The sequence below is a fragment of the Aureimonas sp. OT7 genome (assembly GCF_014844055.1).
Lineage (GTDB): Bacteria > Pseudomonadota > Alphaproteobacteria > Rhizobiales > Rhizobiaceae > Aureimonas > Aureimonas altamirensis_A.
In genome coordinates, this window is record NZ_CP062167.1 from 1,921,689 (window position 1) to 1,943,945 (window position 22,257).

Consider the following 22,257-nt stretch of genomic DNA (forward strand, 5'->3'; position numbering starts at 1 on the left):
GCGATATCCCCTACCGGTCTATGACGACGTCGGAGCGCGGCTTGGAGCAGCAGATCAGCACCATGCCCTGGTCGATCTCGCGCTGGCGGATGCCGCCCTGATGCGTCATGTCAACCTCGCCGGAAAGCTTCTTCGACTTGCAGGTTCCGCACAGGCCCTTGGCGCAGCTCGATGGCAGGCGCATGCCGGCCCGCCGCGCCGCATCGAGGATGGTCAGGTTTTCCGGGCATTCGACGACGCGGCGCGTCTTGGCAAATTCCACCCGGTAGGTGACCACCTGGGTCGACAGCTCTTCGGCGGCTTCCTCCACCGCCTCCCGGTCCTGCGTCGGCAGCTCCTCGAAGTTGAAGCTCTCTTCGAAGTGGCGGGTCATGTCGAAGCCCACCGCCTTCAGCATATCCCGGACGGCGGCCATGAAGGGTGCAGGGCCGCAGACGAAGACGATGCGCTCCATGAAATCGGGCGCGACCGCCTCCAGCATCGGGCGCGTCAACCGGCCGCGCAGGCCGCTCCATGCTTCATGCGGGCTGTCTTCCTCGCAGATATGGGCGACGCGGATGGAGCGGTTGCGGCGCGACATGAAGTCCAGCTCGTCGCGGAAGATAATGTCGGCCGGCGAGCGGGCGGCATGGACGAACAGGGTATCGCGGATCTCGGCGAGATCGTATGCGCTGCGCGCCATGGACATCATCGGCGTAACGCCGCTGCCGCCGGACAGGAGAAGATATTTCGGCTGCGAGGGCGCCTCCGACCAGGAGAAGTCCCCCATCGGGCCCGTTGCCCGCAGCATCATGCCGGGCCGGAAATGGTCGTGCAGCCAGTTGGAGACGGGGCCGCCGGATACGCGCTTGACGGTGATGGAAACCGTATCCGGCCGGGTTGGCGACGATGAGATCGTATAGCAGCGATAGATCGCTTCGCCGTCGATCTCGAACTCGAAGGTCAGGAACTGGCCCGGCCTGTAGGTGAAATGCCGCCCCTTGCGCGGCGCGAAGACGAAGGTCTTCACGTCGTGCGTCTCGGCGCGCACGGCGCGGCAGATGAGGACGTCGTCCTCGTTCGGGTCCCACTCGTAATAGCCGGTGGGGGCGGGCAGGAGGGCGGTATCCATGGCGCTCAACTCAAGGCCCTTCCCGTCTCAGGCCGCGCGCGGCGCGTCGATGCCGGCGCGGCCCGGCGTGAAATGGGCCTTCATGCGCTGGATGTACCAGTTGCAGAACTTCTCCACGAGCATCTCGGTATGCGGGGAGTAGGGGCCGGGCTGGTAGGCAGCCGACATCGCGCCCTGCTGGCAATAGCCGACCAGGTCCGAATCCTGCTGGTTGGTCGCCATCCAGACGCCGATGAGGTTGTCCAGATCGTAGTCCACCCCTTCGACCGCATCCTTGTGCACCAGCCATTTGGTGCGCAGAAGCGAGCGATGGGCATCGAGCGGGATGACCGAGAAGACGACCGCGTGATCGCCCATGAAATGGTGCCAGCTATTGGGCTGCGTCCAGAAATGCAGCGCGCCCATCTTGTCGCTCGGCATGGTGCCGAGGCGCTTGCGGCATGCCGCCTTGGTATCCATCGTGTGGCTTTCGCCCGCACCGTCGAGAGGCAGGCGCTCGGTGCGATAGCCCGTCACCATGTCGTCCAGATGCTCCACGCAGGCGGAGGGCACGCCCGCCGCCTCCCATTCGCCGTGGCTGTCGCTGACCATGCACCCATAGCGTTCGGCCTGGGCGCGTTCCACCTCGTCGAGCTCTTCCGGGGCGAAGCCGAAGCCGTAGGCGAACAGCGGAACCGTCAGTTCCGGATGGTTGGCCCCGCAGTGATAGCACTCGCGGTTGTTCTCCATCGTCAGCTTCCAGTTGCCCGGCTCGATCAGATCGTGCTGGTAGGCAATCCGCGTATCGCGCAGGTTGTGCGGGGCAAGATAGGGTCCCATCACGGCGGCCATGGCATCGAAATCGGCCGGCGGCTCGTCCGCGAGGCAGATGAAGATCAGCCCCTCCAGCGAGCGGATATGAACCGGCTTCAGGCCATGGCAGGAGCGGTCGAAGCCTTCGCCCATATGCTCGGCATGGATGAGATCGCCATCCAGGTTGTAGGTCCAGGAATGGTAGCGGCAGACGAGGTTTCCGACCGTCGCCTTTTCTTCCAGCACCAGCCGCGCGCCGCGATGGCGGCAGACATTATGGTAGGCGCGGACGTTCATGTCGTCGTCGCGCACGATCAGGATGGAGTTGCGGCCGATATCGACCGTCATCACATCGCCAGGCTCGGGCACGTCGGGCTCTACCCCGACGAACAGCCATGTCGTTTCGAACACGGCCTCCATGTCGGCCGCGAAGACCTCTTCACTGGTGTAGAAGGGCGCTTCCAGCGAGTAGCCCGGAACGCGCCGGGCGATGAGGGCGGCAAGGGATGTGTCGCTGCGGTCTAGCATGGGCTTCGCCTCCAGAAAGCGCCCGGCGGATCGGCTCAATCTGGAGCCATTCTTATCCGGTTACTTTACTGCAAGCGACGAATATTGGCGCTTTCGCGACATGCCCTAAACTTGGGCAGAATGGAGGTGCCTGGATTGCGGCTCCATCAGCATTCCGGATGGTTGACGGCAAGGCCGCCTTGCGAGGTTTCCTTGTACTTCGAGGCCATGTCGCGCCCCGTCTCGCGCATGGTCACGATGACCTTGTCCAGCGACACGATGTGCTGCCCGTCGCCGCGCATGGCCAGCGAGGCGGCCTGTACGGCGGCCACGGCACCGAAGGCGTTGCGCTCGATGCAGGGAACCTGCACGAGGCCGCCGATCGGATCGCAGGTCATGCCCAGATGGTGCTCCATGCCGATCTCGGCCGCGTTCTCGATCTGCTCGTTGGTCGCGCCCAGCGCTGCAGCCAGCCCGGCCGCCGCCATCGAGCAGGCAACGCCCACTTCGCCCTGGCAGCCGACCTCCGCGCCGGAGATCGAGGCATTCTGCTTGAAGAGCGCGCCCACCGCGGTCGCCGTCAACAGGAAGGTTTCCATGCCGGCATGGGAGGCCCCGGCACAATGATCGCGGTAATAGCGCAGGACCGCGGGCACCACTCCGGCCGCGCCGTTAGTCGGCGCGGTCACCACACGCCCTCCGGAGGCATTCTCCTCGTTGACGGCGATGGCATAGAGGCTCACCCAATCCATGATCTCGTGGGGGTGGCGGGCATTGCGCAGGTGGTCGGCCTCCAGCTTGGCCTTCAACGCCTTGGCGCGCCGCCGCACGAACAGGCCGCCGGGCAACTCTCCATCGGTGGAAAGCCCCCTGTCGATGCAGGCCATCATGACATCCACGATACGGGCCAGATGGGCGGAAACGGCCTCCGGGTCGCGCAGGGCATGCTCGTTGGCGCGGACGATCTCGGCGATGGACAGGCCGGTGCGACGGCCGACGTCGAGGAGGATCCGGCCGCTGGCAAAGCCGAAGGGCACCGAAGCCGCGTCCTCCGACGGCAGGCCGACATCGGCCTCCGGCACTACGAAGCCGCCGCCGATGGAGCACCATCGTTCCGCGGCGACAGGGGCGCCGGCGGCGTCGAAGGCGGCGAAGCTCAACGTATTGGGGTGCACCGGCGCCTCGGTGACGAAATCGAAGAGAAGGTCTCTTTCTTCGTCGAAATCGATGGTGGCGCCGCCGGGCAGGGTGAGCCGCTTTCGCTCGCGGATCTCAGCCACGAGCCCATGGACCGCGTCCGGGTCCACGCTTTCCGGATGCTCGCCGCACAGGCCCAGCAGCACCGCCTCCGCCGTCCCATGGCCGCGCCCCGTCCAGGCGAGGGACCCATAGAGAACGACTTCCACCCGGGCCGGTTCGTTATTGCCTGGCCGCTCGCCGAGCCGCTGGACGAACTGCGCGGCCGCCCGCATCGGCCCGACCGTGTGCGACGAGGACGGGCCGATGCCGACCTTGAAGAGTTCGAACAGAGACACCATCGCGCACCGACCTCGAGCAATCCGGATTTTCGCCGGCGCGGAACGATCAGACGAACTCGCGCCGCGCTTCTTCCAGCCACGACCAGGCGTAGGGCGCAAAGGAGCGCCAGACATCCACCAGGAAGCGGTCTTCCGCGGTGCGTAGCAGAATTATCTCCGTCTTCGCCAGCACCGTGCGCGTACACATGCCGACCGGAAACGCGTCCGCCGACAGATCGAGTGGGCAGCCGGAATTGAGGATCGCCGCGGCCTGCGGTCCGGCTACCGTAAAGGCGAGCGAGCGGTGGCTGACATCCACCAGCGAACAGGGCTTGCCGGCAAGTGCCTTTTCCAGCGCTTCCAGATGGCGCGGGCCGTCCGCCAGCGGCATCGTGAGCAGCCACTCGTCCGGCCCGAGCCACAAGGCGCGCTTGTTGTCGGCTTCCTCGAAGCGGCAGGACTGACGGGGCAGGGCAACGCCGAAGGCCGCACCGGCGGCGTCCACGGCGGCGCCGGCGCGCGCCCTGAAGCTGAAGCGCGCACGCGCCTGGACGAGGTCCAGCGATACGGCAGGGGAGCGGCGGCTGGTCGCGGCGAGCGCGTCGAGCGGGTTCTGCAAACGGGACTCAGGCATTCAGTCGCTCATTGGCTGCGTCGTAGAAGACGGGGTCCACGATGGTGACGCCGATTCGTCCGGAGGGCATCGGCACGTCCAGCCGCTGGCCGAGGCGCGCGCGCCCGCCCTTGACCAGCGCCAGCGCGATGGATCGGCCCATGCTGGCCGATGGATAGGAGGACGTGACATGGCCGAGGGAGCGGCCGAGAGACGATATGCGCGCCGGTTCGGCCGGGTCGTCTGCATGCTCGACGAGTTGCGCGCCTTCCTCCAGCACGATGTTCGGATTGTCGGTCAGAAGGCCGACGAGCTGCTTGCGGTCGGCGGCCTGGAGGGCCGGTCGCATCAGCGACCGCATGCCGACGAAGTCGTCCTTCTTCTTGGCGACGGCCCAGCCGAGGTTGACGTCGTCGGGAACGGCGGTGCCGTCCGTCTCCTGCCCGATGATGATGTAGCCCTTCTCGGCCCGCAGGACGTGCATCGTTTCGGTGCCGTAGGGCGTGATGCCATAGGGTTGTCCCGCCGCGTGGACGGCTTCCCAGACGGCCCGGCCATAGCCGGCCGGCACGTTGATCTCGAAGCCGAGCTCGCCGGTGAAGGAGACGCGCCAGAGCCGCGCGGGGACGCCCGCCACCGTGCCTTCCCGCCAGCTCATGTGCGGCATCGCCCCGAACGAGATGTCGATGCCTTCCACCAGCGGCTCCAGCACCTTGCGCGCATCCGGACCCTGAACCGCGATGGTTGCCCATTGCTCGGTGATCGAGGTGAGCCAGACGTCCAGATCCGGCCATTCCGTCTGCAGATAGTCTTCCATGACATGCAGCACGCGGGGAGCGCCCCCCGTCGTCGTGGTGACGTGGAACCTGTCCTCCGCCATGCGGGCGATGACGCCGTCATCCATGACGAAACCGTCTTCGCGCAGCATCACGCCATAGCGCAACTGCCCGGTGGCGAGCTTGGCGAAGGGGTTGGTGTACATGCGGTTGACGAATTCGGCCGCGTCCGGACCGACGACCTCGATCTTGCCGAGGGTGGATGCGTCGAACAGGCCCACCTTGCCACGGACGGCGCGGCATTCGCGGGCGACGGCGGCATGCATGTCCTCACCGGCGTGGGGGAAGTAATGCGCCCGCTTCCAGATGCCGACATCCTCGAAGACCGCGCCATGCTCTGCCGCCCAGTCGTGGATCGGTGTGCAGCGGACAGGATCGAACAGCGCGCCGCGTGACTGCCCGGCGAAACTGCCGAACGTGGTCGGCGTGTAGGGCGGACGGAAGGTGGTGAGGCCGATGGCCGGTTCCGGCCGCTTCAGTTCGTCGGCCACGATGGCCAGCGCGTTGATGTTGGACAGGCGGCCCTGGTCCGTCGCCATGCCGGTCGTGGTGTAGCGCTTCACGTGCTCGATCGAGTGGAAGCCCTCCTGCGTGGCCAGCTTGATATCCTTGGATGTCACGTCGTTCTGGAAGTCCACGAAGGCCTTGACGGAAGACGGCTTGCGCCGGTGCGGCGTCGCGCCCCGGAAGCCGTCTTCGCCGACCGGGTCGGCCTCGACGGAAAACGCGCGCGTCGCGCCGCCACCGGCGGCCCAGCCCTCGGCGAGGGCGGCGGCAAGGCCGAACGTGCCGCGGCACGCCCCGACGGAGCTGTCCCCTTCGACGGAATGGGCGGGCAGGTAGGCGCCGAGCGTCTCGCTCCATTTCAGCTTGCCGCGCGTCTGCGAGAACAGCGACACCGTGGGGGTGAAGCCCGCCGACATGATCAGCGTATCGCAGGGCACCGTCTCTCCGCTTCGCCAGCCGACCCGTCCGAGGATGGCGCTGCCGAGGCGCAGCCGGCCGCGCGTGCCGACAACGGCCGTCTCCGCATAGACCGGGATACCGGCCGCCCGGATACGCTCGACCCACAAGCCGGCCGGATTGGCGCGCAGATCGGCGACGGCGGCGATCTCCATTCCCGCCTGCTTCAGGTCCCATGCCGCGCGGTAGGCGCTGTCATTGGCGGCGAAGACGGTGGCCGTCTCTCCCGGAATGGCTCCGTAGCGGTTGAGATAAAGCCTTGCGGCCTCGGCCATCATGATGCCGGGCCGGTCGTTTTCCGGGAAGGTAAGCGGGCGCTCGATGCTGCCGGTGGCGAAGATCACGTGGCCGGCCCGCACCTGCCACAGGCGCTCGCGCGGCTGGTTGGAGGCCGGGTTTGCCAGATGGTCGGTCACACGCTCGTTCAGGCCGACGAAATTGTGGGGGTAGAAGCCGAAGGCGGTCGTGCGCGGCAGAAGCGTGACGTTGCCGCGCCCCGTCAGTTCGCGCAGGGATTCCGCCAGCCAAGCATTGGCGGCCATGCCGTCGATGACGGCGGCGTTTTCATGCAGGAGGCTGCCGCCGGGCTCGGCCTGCTCGTCGCACAGGATCACGCGCTTGCCCTGTTCCGCGGCGGCCAGCGCCGCCGCCAGCCCGGCGGGGCCGGCCCCCACGACGAGCACGTCGCAATGAGCATAGCGTTGCGCGTAGCGGTCCGCGTCGGGCGCCCGCGCCACGCGTCCAAGTCCCGCCGCCTTGCGGATGATGGGCTCGTACAGCTTGTCCCAGGCGGCACGCGGCCACATGAATGTCTTGTAGTAGAAGCCCGCCGCGAAAAAGCGTCCGAGCGCGTCGTTGACCTCTCCCGCATCCCATTCCAGGGATGGCCAGCAGTTCTGGCTTTCGGCCTTCAGCCCCTCATAGAGCTCGACCTGCGTCGCGCGCAGGTTGGGCGTGTAGCGGGTCTCGTCCCGGCCGACGCCGACAAGTGCGTTCGGCTCTTCGCTGCCGGCGGTCAGGATGCCGCGCGGGCGATGATACTTGAACGAGCGGCCCACGAGATGCGTGCCGGAGGCGATCAGCGCCGACGCCAGCGTATCGCCCGCGAAGCCCGACAGGGGCTTGCCGTCGAAGGTAAAGGACACCGGCTTGTCCCGGTCTATGCGGCCGCCATGCGGGGTGCGGAACGTGCTCATCGGCCATCGCCTCCGTCACCGGTGGGTCGGTCGGGCCTCGGCTCGCCGGTCTTGTATGTGGCGGTGAAAAAGTCGGTCTGGGTGTCGCGCAAGGCGTTGAAGAAGCGCCCGCAGCCGTGGATATGCCGCCAGCGCTCCGCGTGCAGCCCGCGCTCGTTGCTGCGCTGGTAGAGATAGTCTCCCCATTCGTCCGTGGACGTGGCGGAGGGCCGGGCCGGGCGGGCGATATGCGCTTCGCCGGCATGGCGGAATTCGAGTTCCGGGCGCGGGCCGCAATAGGGGCAGTTTATCAGAAGCATGGATCGGCCCGTCCTGTCAGTGCGCCACGGCCGCTGCGGCGGCCTCGTCGATAAGGTGTCCGTCGCGGAAGCGCTCGATGGTGAAGGGCGCATTGATCGGATGCGGCTCGCCGCGCGCCATCGTATACGCCATGAGGTGCCCGGCGCCCGGCGTCGCCTTGAAGCCGCCCGTGCCCCAGCCGCAATTGACTGTCAGCCCCGGCACCGGCGTCTTCGCGATGATGGGGGAGCGGTCCGGCGTCACGTCCACGATGCCGCCCCAATTGCGCAGCATCCGCAGCCGGCGATACTGCGGGAAGAGTTCGCAGATGGCGTCCAGCGTATGGTTGGCGATGTGCAGTCCGCCGCGCTGCGTATAGGAGGTATAGGCATCGGTGCCGGCGCCGATCACCATCTCGCCCTTGTCCGACTGGCTGATATAGGCATGGATGGTGTTGGACATGACGACGCAGGGGAAGTCCGGTTTCACGGGCTCGGACACCAGGGCCTGAAGCGGGAAGCTTTCCAGCGGCATGCGCACGCCGGCCATGGCCATGAGCACCGACGAGTTGCCGGCGGCGGATACCCCGATGCGCCGCGTGCGGATGGCGCCGCGCGTGGTTTCAAGGCCCGTCACGCCGCCATCCGGCCCCCGCGTGATGCCGGTGACCTCGCAATTCTGGATAATGTCGACGCCGCGCGCCGACGCTGCGCGGGCATAGCCCCAGGCCACGGCATCGTGCCGCGCCGTGCCGCCGCGTCGCTGCAGCGCGCCGCCCAGCACCGGATAGCGCATGGTCGCGGCATCGATGTTGAGCGGCGGGCAATACTCCTTGCACTGCTGCGGATCGAGCCACTCATTGTCCACGCCGGCCAGCCTGTTGGCATGGACATGCCGCTTGAAGACCTGGATGTCGTGAATGTTATGGGCCAGCATGAGCACGCCGCGCGCCGAATACATCACATTGTAGTTCAGGTCCTGCGACAGGCCCTCCCACAGCTTCAGGGCGTGGTCGTAGAGCGCGGCCGATTCCTCGAACAGATAGTTGGAGCGGATGATGGTGGTGTTGCGGCCGGTGTTGCCGCCGCCGATCCAGCCCTTTTCCAGGACGGCGACATTGGTGATCCCGTGCTCTTTCGCCAGATAGTACGCGCAGGCCAGCCCGTGGCCGCCGCCGCCGACGACGACGGCGTCGTATTCCGGCTTCGGCTGCGGGGAGCGCCATTGCGGCCCCCAGCCCTTGTTGCCCGACAGGCCCTTGGCGAAAATCTTGAAGCCGGAAAATCTCTGCATGTCAGCCGTACCCGTTCCTGTGTGCCGAGCATGGCATCGTTGCATCCCATGCGGCGATGATGAAAGCGGCTTGCCATTTGTATAAATGCGACATCGCCGTCTTCCGCCGCGCTCGGCGTCCGCTCAGCTTGCCAGTTCCGGCAGGTCGCGGAACAGCTCCAGCGCCTCGGGGTTGGCCAGCGCCTCCTGGTTGCGCACCGGCCGCCCATGCACGATGTCGCGCACAGCCAGTTCCACGATCTTGCCACTCCTGGTTCGTGGGATATCCGCCACCTGCACGATACGGGCCGGCACATGGCGGGGCGAGGCGCCGCTGCGGACCTCCTGGCGAATCCGCTTTTCGATCTCGGGCGTGAAGGCGGCACCCTCGCGCATTCGGACAAACAGGACGACGCGCACGTCGCCGTCGAAATCCTGGCCGATCGCGATGCACTCCATGATGTCGGGTATCTTCTCAACCTGCGCGTAGATCTCGGCGGTGCCGATGCGGACGCCGCCGGGATTCAGCGTCGCATCGGAGCGGCCATGGATGATGAAACCGCCACTCTCCGTCAGCTCGGCGAAGTCGCCATGGCACCAGACGCCCTCGAACCGCTCGAAATAGGCGCTTTTATATTTCACGTCGCCGGGGTCGTTCCAGAATTGCAGCGGCATCGCCGTGAAAGGCTTGGTGCAGACGAGTTCACCCTTCTCGCCGGTCGGCGCCTTCTTTGCGTCCTCTGTCCACACCTCGACGGACAGGCCAAGGCCAGGGCCCTGGATTTCGCCGCGGCGGACGGGCCGCGTGGGATCGCCCAGCACGAAACAGGAGACGATATCGGTGCCCCCGGAGATGGAGGCCAGATGCAGGTCCGACGCTATGGAGCGATAGACGAAGTCGAAGCTTTCGGCGACCAGCGGCGAGCCGGTGGACATCATGGCGCGCAGGCTGGACAGATCATGCGTCATGCACGGGGTCAGGCCGGCCTTCTTCACGGCGTCGATATATTTCGCCGAGGTGCCGAAATGCGTCATGCGCTCCTTTTCGGCGTAGTCGAACAGCACCGCCGGCCCCGGATGGAAGGGCGATCCGTCGTAGAGCAGAAGGGTCGCGCCCGTTGCAAGGCCCGAGGCCAGCCAGTTCCACATCATCCAGCCAAGCGTGGTGAAATAGAACAGCCGGTCGCCGGCCCGCAGGTCCGCATGCAGTGCATGCTCCTTGAGATGCTGCAGCAGTACGCCGCCGGCACGATGGACGATGCATTTGGGCACGCCGGTCGTCCCGGACGAGAAGAGGATATAGACCGGATGGTCGAAGGGCAGCCGCTCGAATGTCGGCTGGCCAGCCTTGAACGGCGCAGTATACGCCTCGAGAGTTGCGCCATTGGGCAGGCTTTCGGCTACCTTTGCGGCGTCGCCGCACAGATCCGCCACGACCACCTGGCCGACGCTCGGCAGCGCCGCCACGATCTCCGCCAGGCGATCGCCCAAGGGGTTCTTTTTGCCGGCATACCAGTAGGCATCGACGGTAATGAGCACTTTGGGCTCGATCTGCCCGAATCGATCGAGAACGCCGCGCGGTCCGAAATCGGGCGAGGCGGAACACCAGACGGCACCGAGGGATGTCGCGGCCAGCATTGCGGCGATGGCTATGGGCATGTTCGGCAGGTAGGCGGCAACCCTGTCGCCCGGCCCGATGCCGGAAGCCGCGAAAGCCTGTTGAAGCCTCGACATCTCGGAAACGAGTTTGGACCAGCTCCAGCGGTCGGCCGCCTTGTCTTCGGCGATGAAGACGAGCGCATCCTCGCCGTCCTGGCCGCGCCGTGCGAGGAGGTTTTCCGCAAAGTTCAGGCGCGCTTCCGGAAAGAAACGCGCGCCGGGCATCCGTGCGCCATCGGCGAGGATGGTTGCGCCCTTGTGGCCGATCACGCCGAAATAGTCCCAGATCGCGCTCCAGAACGCGTCCGGCTTGTCGACGGACCAGCGGTGCAACTCGGGCGTTTCGCCGAAGACCTGGCCGGTCCGTTCCCCGATGAAGCGCCGAAAATCCGCCATCGCGGTCTTGGCCGCGCGCTCAGGCGTGGGTTGCCAGAGTAGTTCGCCGTTCATCGATGCCCTCCCAGCCGATCGGTGGGCGCAAACTAGAACATCGCACCGCCGGATGGAAACAGTTCCGGCTGCCGCGGAGGCGCCACTGCCACGACATTTCAGGCTGAAACCATAAGTAATTGCGGGTCGGCTTGAATGGCGTCCGGGTTGCTGACACTGGAGCGGCATCCACAAGGCGGGAGGGCAGGGAATGGATGGTCGCGAACAGGTGTCGGCGAAGGCGCCGGCCGTCGGCATGTTCATGCTGCTCCTCCTGTATCTCGGCTTCGTTTCCATCGGCCTTCCGGATGCGGCATTCGGCGTGGCGTGGCCTTCGCTGCGCGATGCATTCGCGCTGCAGCAGTCGCAGTTCGGCGTGGCGCTTGCCTTCATCGGTACGGGCTTCCTGGTCGCCAGCAGCTTCGCGGGCCGGTTTCTGGCGGCAATGGGCGTCGGACGCCTGCTGGCTCTGGCGACGACAATCACCGGCATCGGCCTTGCCGGATTTGCCCTGGCACCCGGCTGGCCCGTCTTCCTGGCCTTCGGCCTGCTGGTCGGTTTCGGTGGCGGAGCCATCGATTCGGGGCTCAACGCCTACGCCGCCAGCCGCCTGTCGGCCCGGCACATGAACTGGCTTCATGCTGCCTTCGGCCTTGGAGCCGGGCTCGGCCCCTTTGCCATGACGGCGGCCGTGGGGCTTGCATCCTGGCGGTTCGGCTACGGTGCACTGGCCCTTGTGATGCTGGCGCTTGCGACGCTTTTCGTGGTGACACGCGGTGTCTGGGGCGCGGCCGTCGGCCATGACACTGCCGACGACGAAGCCAGCATCTCGGCCGGGCAGGCGATGCGGATCGGCCTGGTCTGGCTGCAGGTCCTCGCCTTCTTCACCTATGTCGGGGCAGAGATATCGCTTGGACAGTGGACCTACGCGATCCTGACCGAATCGCGCGGCTATTCCATCGAGATGGCCGGCTTCTGGGCCGGAGCTTTCTGGCTGGCCCTGTTTGCGGGCCGCATCGTCCTCGGTGCGCTGGCGGAAAGGATCGGCCCCGAGAGGTTGCTGCGGATCGCGGTGCTGGGCGCCTTCGTCGGCTATGTGCTGTTTGCCGTGGACCCCGCCGGACTCGGACCGGCGGGCCTGGTGATCGCAGGGTTCATGCTGGCGCCGATCTTTCCGCTGCTGATGCATCGCACGCCCCGGATGCTCGGGCTGGCGGCGCCGCACGCCATCGGCTTCCAGGTGTCCGCCGCCATGCTGGGCGGCATCGTGACCCCGGCCGTGGCCGGCATCATCGCCGACTATGCGGGACTTTCCGCGATACCCTACTTCCTGCTGGGCGTCGTCGTCATCAACGGCATTCTGATCGTGGCCTGCCTGAGCATGCCGCCATGGAAGGCCGCACGGGAAGGCTGACCCGGCTGGGCCAGGGGCACGGGCATCGGCGCTCAACCACCTTGACTTAGGTGCCCCAATGGTTAGCGTAGCCGCGTCCAAGGGGAGTTCCGGCAAGGAACTGAGAGGCCGACATCAGCGCGCGGCGACCCTACGAACCTGATCCAGTTGACACTGGCGTAGGGATGGAGTGAGCCGCTCTTCCGTGCATCGTGTCGCCGTACATCGGGCCTTTGGCCGATGCAGCGGCGTGCGCTCGGCCCGGCGGCCCCTTTCGATCGCTGCCCACGGCTGGATCTCCAATAGGGAGATTCACATGGATGCCATCACCCCCACCGTCACCTGCGGGCCGCTGCCCGCATCCACCAAGGTTCACCGGCCCGGCACGCTGAACCCGGAAATCCGCGTGCCGCTGCGGCAGATCGCCGTGCATCCGACGGCGGACGAGCCGCCCGTCACCGTCTACGACGCGTCCGGCCCCTATACCGACCCGTCCGTCACCACCGATATCGCGGCCGGCCTGCCGCGGCTTCGCCATGGCTGGCGCGGGCTCGAGGGCCGCGTCGAGCAGTATGAGGGCCGGCATGTGAAGCCGGAGGACAACGGCTTCGTTTCCGCCGCCAAGGCGACACCCGTCTTTCCGCTGGTGCACCGGCCGTATCGTGCCTTGCCCGGCAAGGCGGTGACGCAACTGGCGCTTGCGCGTCAGGGCATCGTCACGCCGGAGATGGAATTTGTCGCGATCCGCGAAAATCTCGGCCGGGAGCGCATGCGGGGCGCAGCGACGCGGGACGGCAATCCCTTCAGCGCCACGATCCCGGATTTCATCACGCCGGAATGGGTGCGCGACGAGGTGGCGTCCGGCCGTGCGATCATTCCAGCCAACATCAATCATCCCGAGCTGGAACCGATGGCCATCGGCCGCAACTTCCTGGTGAAGATCAACGCCAATATCGGCAATTCGGCGGTGACTTCCTCCATGGCGGAAGAAGTCGAGAAGATGGTGTGGGCCATCCGCTGGGGCGCCGATACGGTGATGGACCTGTCCACCGGCCGCAACATCCACAATATCCGGGAATGGATCATCCGCAACGCACCCGTGCCCATCGGCACCGTGCCTCTGTACCAGGCGTTGGAAAAGGTCGATGGCATCGCCGAGAACCTCACCTGGGAGGTCTATCGCGATACGCTGATCGAGCAGGCGGAGCAGGGAGTGGACTATTTCACCGTCCATGCCGGCGTCAGGCTGCAGCATATTCCGCTGACCGTCGACCGCGTGACCGGCATCGTCTCGCGCGGGGGGTCCATCATGGCGAAATGGTGCCTGCATCATCACCGCGAAAGCTTCCTCTACGAACATTTCGAGGAAATCTGCGAAATCTGCCGCGCCTACGATGTGTCGTTCTCGCTCGGCGACGGGCTTCGGCCCGGCTCGATCGCCGATGCCAATGACGCCGCCCAGTTCGCCGAGCTGGATACGCTGGGTGAACTGACGCAGATCGCCTGGGCGCACGACTGCCAGGTCATGATCGAGGGTCCGGGCCACGTGCCCATGCACAAGATCAAGGAGAACGTCGACAAGCAGATGGCCACCTGCGGCGAGGCGCCCTTCTATACGCTTGGACCCCTCGTCACCGACATCGCGCCCGGATACGACCACATCACCTCCGGCATCGGCGCGGCGATGATCGGCTGGTTCGGCACCGCCATGCTCTGCTACGTGACGCCGAAGGAGCATCTGGGCCTGCCGGATCGCGACGACGTCAAGGTCGGTGTCATCACCTACAAGATCGCGGCCCACGCAGCCGACCTCGCCAAGGGGCATCCGGCGTCGCGCCTACGCGACGATGCCCTGTCGCGCGCGCGCTTCGAATTTCGATGGGAAGACCAGTTCAACCTGTCGCTCGATCCGGAAACGGCACGCGCCTACCACGACGAGACGTTGCCGAAGGAGGCGCACAAGCTGGCGCATTTCTGCTCCATGTGCGGTCCGAAATTCTGCTCCATGCGCATCAGCCACGACATCAAGGCCGAGGCGCGCGCCGCAGGCATGGCCGCGATGGCGGAACGCTATCGGGACGGCGGCGATCTTTATATCGAGGCGCGGCCGGGAGAGGCTGCCGAGTGAGCGAGGTTACCGTCGTCGGCGCCGGTGTGTGCGGCCTCGTCGCCGCGACGGCCTTTGCCGAGGCCGGCTTTCGCGTGCGCCTGTGCGAAGCGACGGCGGAGCTGGGGGGCGACGCCGCCTCCTGGCTGGCCGGCGGGATGCTCGCCCCCCATTGCGAGGCCGAGTCGGCGTCCAGCGCCATCGTCGCGCCCGGGCTGAAGGCGATCGACTGGTGGCACGATCATGCAAGCTCGGTATCGCGCAATGGCACGCTCGTCGTCGATCCGGGGCGCGGCGGCGCCGAGTTGCGGCGCTTCGCGGCCCGCACGCAAGGGCATGAAACGCTCGATGCAGAGGCCGTCGCTTCCCTGGAACCGGCCCTCGATGGCCGGTTCCGGCACGCGCTGTTTTTTCCGGATGAAGCGCATTTGCAACCTCGGGTCGCTTTGACGGAGCTTGAATCCCGGCTGCGCCGGCACGGGGCGTCGATGGAGTTCGGCACGGTGGCCGATCCCCGGCAGATGGACGGCATGGTGCTGGATTGTCGCGGCGCGCGGGCCGATGCGCCGGGACTGCGTTGCGTGCGCGGCGAAATGCTGCTGTTGCGCTGCCCGGACGTTTCGCTAACGAGGCCGGTGCGGATATTGCATCCGCGCTGGCCCGTCTACGTCGTGCCGCACGGCGACGACAGGGTCATGGTGGGAGCCAGCATGATCGAAAGCGATGACAGACGCGGCATTACCCTGCGCTCCACGGTGGAATTGATGAATGCCGCCTACGCGCTGCATCCGGCCTTCGCCGACGCCGAGCTGCTGGAGGCCCGGTCCGGCCTGCGGCCGGCCTTTGCCGACAACATGCCCAGACTCGTCAGGAACGGGCCGGTACTGGCGCTGGCCGGCGCTTATCGCCACGGATTTCTGCTTGCCCCGGACCTTGCCGGGCAGGCGGTCCGCATGGCGCTTCAGGAAGGAATCGTAGCATGAGACTGATTATCAACGGAGAATATAAGGACTGCACCGCGACGGACATCGCCGGCCTCTTGCAGGAACTCGGGCATGACGAGGCCGTCGTCGCCACGGCGCTCAACGAGGATTTCGTACCGCGCGCGGCGCGCGGCCACACCCGGCTCAACGAGAATGACGCGGTCGAAATCGTGTCTCCGATGCAGGGAGGCTGAGGCCGATGCGCATCTACGGAACCGAGTTCGCATCCCGGATGATGTTGGGCACGGCGGCTTATCCGTCCCCGGCGGTCATGGTCGAGGCCCTCGAGGCCGCGCAACCGGCGATGGTGACGGTGAGCCTTCGGCGCGAGGCAGCCGGGGGCAAGGCCGGCGCGGCCTTCTGGGCCCTTGTGCGGGAGGCGGGGTTTCCCGTCCTGCCCAATACGGCGGGGTGCTTCGGCGTGCGGGAGGCGGTCACCACCGCGCAGATGGCGCGCGAGGTTTTCGCCACCGACCTCGTCAAGCTGGAGGTGATCTGTGATGCGCAGACATTGCAGCCCGATGTGTTCGGACTGGTGGAGGCTGCGCGAATCCTGGTTTCGGAGGGCTTCAAGGTGCTGCCCTACACCACCGAAGATCTCGGTGTCTGCGACAGGCTGGCCGCGGCCGGGTGCGAGGTGTTGATGCCGTGGGGCGCGCCGATCGGCTCCGGGCTGGGATTGAACAATCTGCACGGCCTGCGCAGCCTGCGGGCACATTTTCCAGACCATTGCCTGATCGTGGATGCCGGGCTGGGTGTCCCCTCGCATGCGGCGCAGGCAATGGAGATCGGCTATGACGGGGTGCTGCTCAACTCTGCGGTTGCGCGGGCACGGGAGCCGGCCGCCATGGCGCGCGCCTTCGCCAGGGCTGTCGAGGCCGGGCGCCTGGCCTTCGAGGCCGGCGCGATGGAGCCCCAAGACATCGGAGTGCCGTCGACACCGGTATTGGGAAGGGCTTTTTCATGATCCGGTTGCCGCGTTTCTACCTGATCGTCGATAGCGCCGACTGGTGCGAGCGCCTGGTGCCGCACGGGCTCGAGCTCGTGCAACTGCGCATCAAGGACATGGACGAGCAGGCGTTGCGGGCCGAGGCGCGCCGCGCGCGGGACGTCTGTGCCCGCCACGGAACGATACTCGTCATCAACGACTATTGGCGGATCGCGATGGATGAGGGCTGCGACTTCGTCCACCTCGGGCAGGAGGATCTGGCTGAGGCCGACATACCGGCAATCCGGCGCGCCGGCATGCGGCTCGGCATTTCCACGCATGACCGGGCCGAGCTCGAGGCGGCGCTGGCCGCCCGGCCGGATTACGTGGCGCTGGGCCCGATCTGGCCGACGATCCTCAAGGCCATGACGTGGAATCCCCAGACCCCGCAGCGCCTGCGCGACTGGAAGAATGCGATCGGAGGACTACCATTGGTAGCAATCGGTGGCCTGACGGTCGAACGCGCCGATGCGGTCTTCGACAATGGTGCGGATTGCGCAGCAGTCGTGACGGACGTGCTGCGGGCGGCAAGCCCCGAAGCGCGCCTGGCGCAATGGCTGCAGAAAACGCATACGCCTCAATAAAAAATACGATAAAAGATAGGTGTATCCCAGCTTTCGCGTCGCAGCGGCGCGGACAGGGCGGCGCGCGCATCGACGGTTGTATAGACTGCCAATTCATAGCTATGACTATTGTCAACATACAATTAGACGTTGATTTTCTAACCTATAGGTATATTCTTGGTCGCATTCAGAGTGATTGAGAGGGAAAGAGGCGATGCCCGCACTTAAGCAATTCAACGTCAAGCCGCTGTACCAGCAGGTGGCGGACGAGTTCATTTCGCGGATCGTGTCGCGCCAGTGGGTGCCGGGGCAGATTATTGAAAACGAATCCGACATAGCACGTTCTCTTGGTATCAGCATCGGCACCGTGCGCAAGGCATTCGATGTGCTGGCCGATTATGCCGTTCTGGAGCGCCAGCAGGGTCGTGGGACGATCGTTGCCGACCTGAGTTCGGAGAGCATGCAGTCCAAGTTCTGCAATGTCGTGACGGCCGATGGAGAGCGCATTCTTTTTGCAAGCGAGGTTTCGGAGCCGGAGATCGTCAAGGTCGAAGGCGAGGTGGCCGCGGCGCTCGAGGTTCCTGAACAGAGCAGCGCGCTGCGCTTCCGTCGCATGCGCAGCCATGAAGGCAGGCCCGTCCTGTCCGAAATCGTCTATATGCGTTACGAGCAGGGCAAGAAGGCCCTGTCGGAGGACAAGCTGATGGCCCTCGCCGAAGTGGGGTGGACGGCAACCGGCCTGGCGACCCGCAAGCGCGAGCGCGTGTCTTCGGGCAAGGCGACGGCGGACGATGCCAAGCGGCTCAAGATTTCCGCCGGCACCCCTGTCCTGATGCTGGAGCGGGTCATCTACTCTTACGAGAACACGCCGCTGGAGCTGCGTTACGCCGTATGCCATCTCGGCGACGACCTGATCTACTCCGCCAGCGTGTAACGGCTTATCGGCGGGGCTCGACGTCGATGATGGCGTCGAGCCAGGATAGAAGGGCGGCCATGGCCGGGGCGCGGTAGGGCCCGGTTTCGTTCAGCGTTTCGTGTCGTGCGCCGTCGATGATCGACAGGGTCGCATTGCGGCGGCCTGAACGCCCGATCCTGTCGTGCAACGCGGCAAGCGCTTTGCCGCCCCTTGTGGCCGGGTCGGCAGAGCCGGCAAGAAGATGAACCGGCATCTGTTTGGGCCAGGCAGACAGCGCAGATGGCGCGCAGGCGCTGCGGATCAGGTCCAGAATATCGACGGCCATGGAATTTGTCGGTGTCCAGCCGCAGAGCGGGTCGGCGCAATAGGCGTCCACGACCGCCGGATCGTGCGTCAGCCAGTCGAAATCCGTTCGCCTGTCCGGAACCGACCGTTTCCAGACGTCGAATGTCGCGCGACGGAAGGCCATGCTGGCCGTGTCGGAGCCCTTGAGCGCCCGTTCCGCTTTCAAAAGAATACGCCCCGTCGCAAGACGCAGATCGTCGACAAGATCGCTGTTCCAGATTGCGACGCCCGCGAAAGCGTGCTCCCGGCGCGCTGCCAGATTGGCCGCGACCAACCCACCCATCGAGTGGCCGAAAACCACTTGCGGTAACGGCCCGAAACGCGCGCGCGCCCATTGCCCGACGAACGCGCTGTCCGCGACGACGCAGGCCGCGCCCTTCCGGGCGGCAAAGCGGCGCGGCGGCGCATCCGGTGCCGTCGTTGCGCCGTGGCCCCGGTGATCGTGGGCTACGACATGGAGGCCCCGCGCCGCCAGCTCCACGGCGAACCGGCCATATCGGCCGGAGTGCTCCGCAAGCCCGTGCTGTATCAGAAGGATGCCGCGCGGGCGGCCCGATGCTTCCAGGCTGCGGATCGCCAGATGTGCGCCGCTTGGGCTCTTCGTCGTCTCGATGTCGTCGAACATCGCCGCTCTCCAGGTATGGCGGCGTCCGGCGCGGTCGCCTATGATCTGCGCCATGCGTATCACAGGACTTGCCATCGCCATCTGGATAATTGCGCTTGCCGGCGCCTCGGCGCAGCAGCCGATGACGGGCAGCTTCCGGGCGGAGGCCACATGCGCCGCGCCCCCCTCGATCCGCACGCCGGACGACAATCCGGGCAATGTCCGGGTGGTTGCGGGAGAAAGCTACGAACTTCTCGGGCGCAATGCGACGCCGGGCAGCCATTACCTGATCCGCGTTCCCGGCGCGGTGCCCGAGCGTCGATGGGTCGCCTATGGCTGCGGGCGGGTCGGCGACTCTGCGCAGCAGGTGGCCGACGCGGGCGGCGGCTCCGCGCGGCAGGAGGCGGACGCGGTCGAAGGCTATGTGCTCGCGGCAAGCTGGCCCTCCGCCTTCTGCGAAGAGCAGCCGAATGCGCGGGAATGCCGTGCCGGCCGCTCTTTCAGCCGGTTCGCCCTGCATGGCCTGTGGCCGCAGACCGCAGACGGGCGGGCCTATTGCGACCTGCCGCGCGCGGCGGCCGACCGGATGGAAGAGACACGCTGGCGCGACCTGCCGGCGATCCCGGTCGGCAACCGGACCGAAAGCGAACTGGCGCGCGTCATGCCGGGGGTTCAGTCGGGCCTCGACCGGCACCAGTGGGCCAAGCACGGGACGTGCTCGGGCATGGCCGCCGACGCCTATTTCAGCGAGGCTGTCCGGCTGATCGACGCGCTCAACGCATCGCCGGTCCGACGCCTGTTTGCCGGCGCGATCGGGGACGATCTTTCAGCCGCGCTGATCCGCGACACCTTCGACGAGGCGTTCGGGGCGGGGGCGGGGCAGCGCGTGCTGGTGGACTGTAACGAGGTGCGCGGCCGCAGGCTCATACGCGAATTGCGTATATCCCTGGGGCCACTGTCCGATGAGCCGCTGGAGCGGTTGATCGCTAAGGGCGAGCGCCAGCCGCCGGGCTGCCGCGGCGGCGCTGTGGACGCACCCGGCCCCGAGCGCGACTGAAACGGTCAGGCTTCGAAATCGGCAGAGTAGCGAATGTCGCGCAGGGGGCGCACGGTCCGGGTCGATTCGGCGTAGATCGGGTCGGCCTTGTACGCGGCAAGGGCCTCTGCATCGTCGAACTCGGCATAGACGATGACGTCCACATCATTGCCCATCGGGTCGACCTTGCCGTTCAGGCGCACCTCGAAATGGCGGGAATGGGGGATGTCTCCCAGTTTGCTCAAGCCGGATACGATGGCCGGTATGTCGGCCTTGTCCCGGGCACTGAAGAAGACGATGTGACGTATCATTCAACCATTCCGCTTCGAACTGTCATGCATCAAGGGCCTCGTGTAGCGCCCGACACGCAGCTTTTGCAATCCGCCGCGGGCTCCTCCATATAGGGCGCAACCCAACGAACCGATTTTCAGGATTGCGGAACGGCCCATGGCTCGTCAGTTCATCTATCACATGTCCGACCTTTCGAAGGCCTATGGCAACAAGAAGGTCCTCGAGAATATCAACCTGTCCTTCTACCCCAACGCCAAGATCGGCATTCTCGGTCCCAACGGCGCGGGTAAGTCCACCCTCCTGAAGATCATGGCGGGCACCGACACCGAATTTACCGGAGAGGCGTGGGCCGCCGAGGGGGCCACGGTCGGCTACCTCGCGCAGGAGCCGAAGCTGGACGAGACGAAGACCGTCTTCGAGAACGTCATGGAAGGCGTTGCCGACAAGAAGGCCATCCTCGACCGCTATAACGAGTTGATGATGAACTATTCCGACGAAACGGCGGAAGAGGGGGCAAAGCTTCAGGACGTCATCGACAGCCAGAACCTGTGGGACCTCGAGAACCAGGTCGAAATGGCGATGGACGCGCTGCGTTGCCCGCCGGGCGAGGCCAATGTTTCCGCCTTGTCGGGCGGCGAGAAGCGGCGCGTGGCGCTGTGCAAGCTGCTCCTGTCGAAGCCGGACATCCTGCTTCTGGACGAGCCGACCAACCATCTCGACGCCGAGACCATCTCCTGGCTCGAAAAGCACCTTCGCGAATACGAAGGCGCCGTGCTGATGATTACCCACGATCGCTACTTCCTCGACAACGTGACGGGCTGGATCCTGGAACTCGATCGCGGCCGCGGCGTGCCCTACGAAGGCAACTACTCGACCTATCTCGAGAAGAAGTCGAAGCGCATGGAGCAGGAGGGCCGCGAGTCCGACAGCCGCATGCGGGCCCTGTCGCGCGAGCGCGAATGGATGCTGCAGGGCGCCAAGGCCCGGCAGACCAAGTCGAAGGCGCGTATCCGCGCCTACCACGAGCTGGTCGAGCTGGCCGAGAACCGCAAGCCGGCGGACGGCAAGATCGTCATTCCGACCGGCGAGCGTTTGGGCAACCGGGTGATCGAGGTCGAAAACCTGACCAAGAGCTACGGCGACCGCGTCCTGATCGAGAACCTGACCTTCAAGCTGCCGCCGGGCGGCATCGTCGGCATCATCGGTCCCAACGGCGCCGGCAAGACCACGCTGTTCCGCATGCTGACCGGCAAGGAGCAGCCGGACTCCGGCACGATCTCGATCGGCGAGACGGTCGATATCGGCTATGTCGACCAGAGCCGCGACGATCTGGACCCCTCCAAGAACGTCTGGGAGGAGATCACCGGCGGCGTCGATATCATGAAGCTCGGCAAGTACGAGATGAACTCGCGCGCCTATGTCGGCAACTTCAACTTCAAGGGCCCGGACCAGCAGCAGAAGGTCGGCACGCTTTCGGGCGGTCAGCGCAACCGCGTGCACCTTGCCAAGATGCTGAAGTCCGGCGCCAACGTGATCCTGCTGGACGAGCCGACCAACGACCTCGACACCGAGACGCTGGCCGCGCTTGAGGACGCGCTCGAGGAATATGCCGGCTGCGCGGTGGTCATCAGCCACGACCGCATGTTCCTGGACCGGCTTGCGACGCATATCCTGGCCTTCGAGGACGACAGCCACGTCGAATGGTTCGAGGGCAACTTCGAGGATTACGAGAAGGACAAGATCCGCCGGCTCGGGCCGGATTCGGTCAATCCCAAGCGGCCGACCTACAAGCGGCTCACGCGCTGATGGGCCTGGGCCCGGCCGTATGGACCGGGCCATGCAACCTGTACGTGCGGC

19 protein-coding genes and 1 riboswitch are annotated in these 22,257 nt (G+C 66.0%); of the genes, 9 read left to right on the plus strand and 10 right to left on the minus strand.

Going from position 1 to position 22,257, the window contains the following annotated elements; translation table 11 throughout:
- Positions 1-10: 10 nt before the first annotated feature.
- The 8 genes from IGS74_RS09275 to IGS74_RS09310 all read right to left on the minus strand — a co-directional run bounded on the left by IGS74_RS09275 (position 11) and on the right by IGS74_RS09310 (position 11,195).
- A complete protein-coding gene (locus tag IGS74_RS09275; RefSeq protein ID WP_192391664.1) occupies positions 11-1,111 on the minus strand; it encodes a hybrid-cluster NAD(P)-dependent oxidoreductase in 1,101 nt (366 codons plus the stop codon).
- A 27-nt stretch (positions 1,112-1,138) separates the two neighbouring features.
- A complete protein-coding gene (locus IGS74_RS09280; protein WP_039189619.1) occupies positions 1,139-2,431 on the minus strand; it encodes an aromatic ring-hydroxylating dioxygenase subunit alpha in 1,293 nt (430 codons plus the stop codon).
- Between the two features lie 146 nt (positions 2,432-2,577).
- Positions 2,578-3,948, minus strand: coding sequence for an L-serine ammonia-lyase (locus IGS74_RS09285; RefSeq protein WP_192391166.1), 1,371 nt, complete (start codon positions 3,946-3,948; stop codon positions 2,578-2,580).
- Positions 3,949-3,994: 46 nt separating this feature from the next.
- The gene (locus IGS74_RS09290) at positions 3,995-4,561 is read right to left on the minus strand and encodes a sarcosine oxidase subunit gamma family protein (protein ID WP_192391167.1); all 567 of its coding nucleotides are present in this window, start codon (positions 4,559-4,561) and stop codon (positions 3,995-3,997) included.
- Complete coding sequence (locus IGS74_RS09295) at positions 4,554-7,535, minus strand: sarcosine oxidase subunit alpha family protein (protein ID WP_192391168.1); 2,982 nt, start codon at positions 7,533-7,535, stop codon at positions 4,554-4,556. Before IGS74_RS09295 ends, IGS74_RS09290 begins: the two co-directional genes overlap by 8 nt.
- On the minus strand, positions 7,532-7,834 hold the full coding sequence (locus IGS74_RS09300; protein ID WP_039189631.1) for a sarcosine oxidase subunit delta: 303 nt from the start codon (positions 7,832-7,834) through the stop codon (positions 7,532-7,534). Before IGS74_RS09300 ends, IGS74_RS09295 begins: the two co-directional genes overlap by 4 nt.
- Positions 7,835-7,850: 16 nt before the next feature.
- The gene (locus tag IGS74_RS09305; protein WP_192391169.1) at positions 7,851-9,107 is read right to left on the minus strand and encodes a sarcosine oxidase subunit beta family protein; all 1,257 of its coding nucleotides are present in this window, start codon (positions 9,105-9,107) and stop codon (positions 7,851-7,853) included.
- Positions 9,108-9,230: 123 nt separating this feature from the next.
- On the minus strand, positions 9,231-11,195 hold the full coding sequence (locus IGS74_RS09310; protein WP_192391170.1) for an acetoacetate--CoA ligase: 1,965 nt from the start codon (positions 11,193-11,195) through the stop codon (positions 9,231-9,233).
- 190 nt (positions 11,196-11,385) lie between these two features.
- Between IGS74_RS09310 and IGS74_RS09315 the strand changes: the two genes are divergently transcribed.
- The 7 genes from IGS74_RS09315 (at position 11,386) to IGS74_RS09345 (ending at position 18,142) form a co-directional block, all read left to right on the plus strand.
- Positions 11,386-12,588: an MFS transporter gene (locus tag IGS74_RS09315; RefSeq protein WP_192391171.1), complete on the plus strand. Its 1,203-nt coding sequence runs from the start codon at positions 11,386-11,388 to the stop codon at positions 12,586-12,588.
- A gap of 70 nt (positions 12,589-12,658) precedes the next feature.
- A riboswitch (TPP riboswitch) is annotated at positions 12,659-12,770 on the plus strand.
- 113 nt (positions 12,771-12,883) lie between these two features.
- The gene (gene thiC / locus IGS74_RS09320; RefSeq protein WP_192391172.1) at positions 12,884-14,695 is read left to right on the plus strand and encodes a phosphomethylpyrimidine synthase ThiC; all 1,812 of its coding nucleotides are present in this window, start codon (positions 12,884-12,886) and stop codon (positions 14,693-14,695) included.
- Positions 14,692-15,657: an FAD-dependent oxidoreductase gene (locus IGS74_RS09325; RefSeq protein WP_192391173.1), complete on the plus strand. Its 966-nt coding sequence runs from the start codon at positions 14,692-14,694 to the stop codon at positions 15,655-15,657. Before thiC ends, IGS74_RS09325 begins: the two co-directional genes overlap by 4 nt.
- The gene (gene thiS / locus IGS74_RS09330; protein ID WP_192391174.1) at positions 15,654-15,851 is read left to right on the plus strand and encodes a sulfur carrier protein ThiS; all 198 of its coding nucleotides are present in this window, start codon (positions 15,654-15,656) and stop codon (positions 15,849-15,851) included. The genes IGS74_RS09325 and thiS overlap by 4 nt, the downstream gene beginning before the upstream one ends.
- Before the next feature lie 5 nt (positions 15,852-15,856).
- A complete protein-coding gene (locus tag IGS74_RS09335) occupies positions 15,857-16,624 on the plus strand; it encodes a thiazole synthase (RefSeq protein WP_192391175.1) in 768 nt (255 codons plus the stop codon).
- Entirely contained in the window at positions 16,624-17,229 is a 606-nt protein-coding gene (locus IGS74_RS09340) for a thiamine phosphate synthase (RefSeq protein WP_192391667.1), read from the plus strand. Before IGS74_RS09335 ends, IGS74_RS09340 begins: the two co-directional genes overlap by 1 nt.
- Positions 17,230-17,422: 193 nt before the next feature.
- Positions 17,423-18,142, plus strand: coding sequence for a GntR family transcriptional regulator (locus tag IGS74_RS09345; RefSeq protein WP_192391176.1), 720 nt, complete (start codon positions 17,423-17,425; stop codon positions 18,140-18,142).
- Positions 18,143-18,146: 4 nt separating this feature from the next.
- Here IGS74_RS09345 and IGS74_RS09350 read toward each other — a convergent pair whose 3' ends face one another.
- Complete coding sequence (locus IGS74_RS09350; protein WP_192391177.1) at positions 18,147-19,094, minus strand: alpha/beta hydrolase; 948 nt, start codon at positions 19,092-19,094, stop codon at positions 18,147-18,149.
- 52 nt (positions 19,095-19,146) lie between these two features.
- On the opposite strand from IGS74_RS09350, the gene IGS74_RS09355 reads away from it, so the two are divergent.
- Positions 19,147-20,130 carry a ribonuclease gene (locus IGS74_RS09355; protein WP_192391178.1) on the plus strand — a complete coding sequence of 328 codons (984 nt, stop codon included), beginning with the start codon at positions 19,147-19,149 and terminating at the stop codon, positions 20,128-20,130.
- A 5-nt stretch (positions 20,131-20,135) separates the two neighbouring features.
- Here IGS74_RS09355 and IGS74_RS09360 read toward each other — a convergent pair whose 3' ends face one another.
- Positions 20,136-20,420 (minus strand): Dabb family protein, encoded by a 285-nt coding sequence (locus IGS74_RS09360; protein WP_039189655.1) that lies wholly within the window; start codon positions 20,418-20,420, stop codon positions 20,136-20,138.
- A 136-nt stretch (positions 20,421-20,556) separates the two neighbouring features.
- On the opposite strand from IGS74_RS09360, the gene ettA reads away from it, so the two are divergent.
- Positions 20,557-22,206 carry an energy-dependent translational throttle protein EttA gene (gene ettA, locus IGS74_RS09365; protein ID WP_039189657.1) on the plus strand — a complete coding sequence of 550 codons (1,650 nt, stop codon included), beginning with the start codon at positions 20,557-20,559 and terminating at the stop codon, positions 22,204-22,206.
- Positions 22,207-22,257 lie beyond the last annotated feature (51 nt).

Coding starts and splice junctions, on each gene's coding strand:
- IGS74_RS09315 (WP_192391171.1), top strand. CDS start 11,386: ATGGATGGTCGCGAACAGGTGTCGGCGAAGGCGCCGGCCGTCGGCATG.
- IGS74_RS09355 (WP_192391178.1), top strand. CDS start 19,147: ATGCGTATCACAGGACTTGCCATCGCCATCTGGATAATTGCGCTTGCC.
- thiS (WP_192391174.1), top strand. CDS start 15,654: ATGAGACTGATTATCAACGGAGAATATAAGGACTGCACCGCGACGGAC.
- IGS74_RS09350 (WP_192391177.1), bottom strand. CDS start 19,094: ATGTTCGACGACATCGAGACGACGAAGAGCCCAAGCGGCGCACATCTG.
- IGS74_RS09280 (WP_039189619.1), bottom strand. CDS start 2,431: ATGCTAGACCGCAGCGACACATCCCTTGCCGCCCTCATCGCCCGGCGC.
- IGS74_RS09305 (WP_192391169.1), bottom strand. CDS start 9,107: ATGCAGAGATTTTCCGGCTTCAAGATTTTCGCCAAGGGCCTGTCGGGC.
- IGS74_RS09295 (WP_192391168.1), bottom strand. CDS start 7,535: ATGAGCACGTTCCGCACCCCGCATGGCGGCCGCATAGACCGGGACAAG.
- IGS74_RS09310 (WP_192391170.1), bottom strand. CDS start 11,195: ATGAACGGCGAACTACTCTGGCAACCCACGCCTGAGCGCGCGGCCAAG.
- IGS74_RS09290 (WP_192391167.1), bottom strand. CDS start 4,561: ATGCCTGAGTCCCGTTTGCAGAACCCGCTCGACGCGCTCGCCGCGACC.
- thiC (WP_192391172.1), top strand. CDS start 12,884: ATGGATGCCATCACCCCCACCGTCACCTGCGGGCCGCTGCCCGCATCC.
- IGS74_RS09285 (WP_192391166.1), bottom strand. CDS start 3,948: ATGGTGTCTCTGTTCGAACTCTTCAAGGTCGGCATCGGCCCGTCCTCG.
- ettA (WP_039189657.1), top strand. CDS start 20,557: ATGGCTCGTCAGTTCATCTATCACATGTCCGACCTTTCGAAGGCCTAT.
- IGS74_RS09345 (WP_192391176.1), top strand. CDS start 17,423: ATGCCCGCACTTAAGCAATTCAACGTCAAGCCGCTGTACCAGCAGGTG.
- IGS74_RS09275 (WP_192391664.1), bottom strand. CDS start 1,111: ATGGATACCGCCCTCCTGCCCGCCCCCACCGGCTATTACGAGTGGGAC.
- IGS74_RS09360 (WP_039189655.1), bottom strand. CDS start 20,420: ATGATACGTCACATCGTCTTCTTCAGTGCCCGGGACAAGGCCGACATA.
- IGS74_RS09300 (WP_039189631.1), bottom strand. CDS start 7,834: ATGCTTCTGATAAACTGCCCCTATTGCGGCCCGCGCCCGGAACTCGAA.
- IGS74_RS09335 (WP_192391175.1), top strand. CDS start 15,857: ATGCGCATCTACGGAACCGAGTTCGCATCCCGGATGATGTTGGGCACG.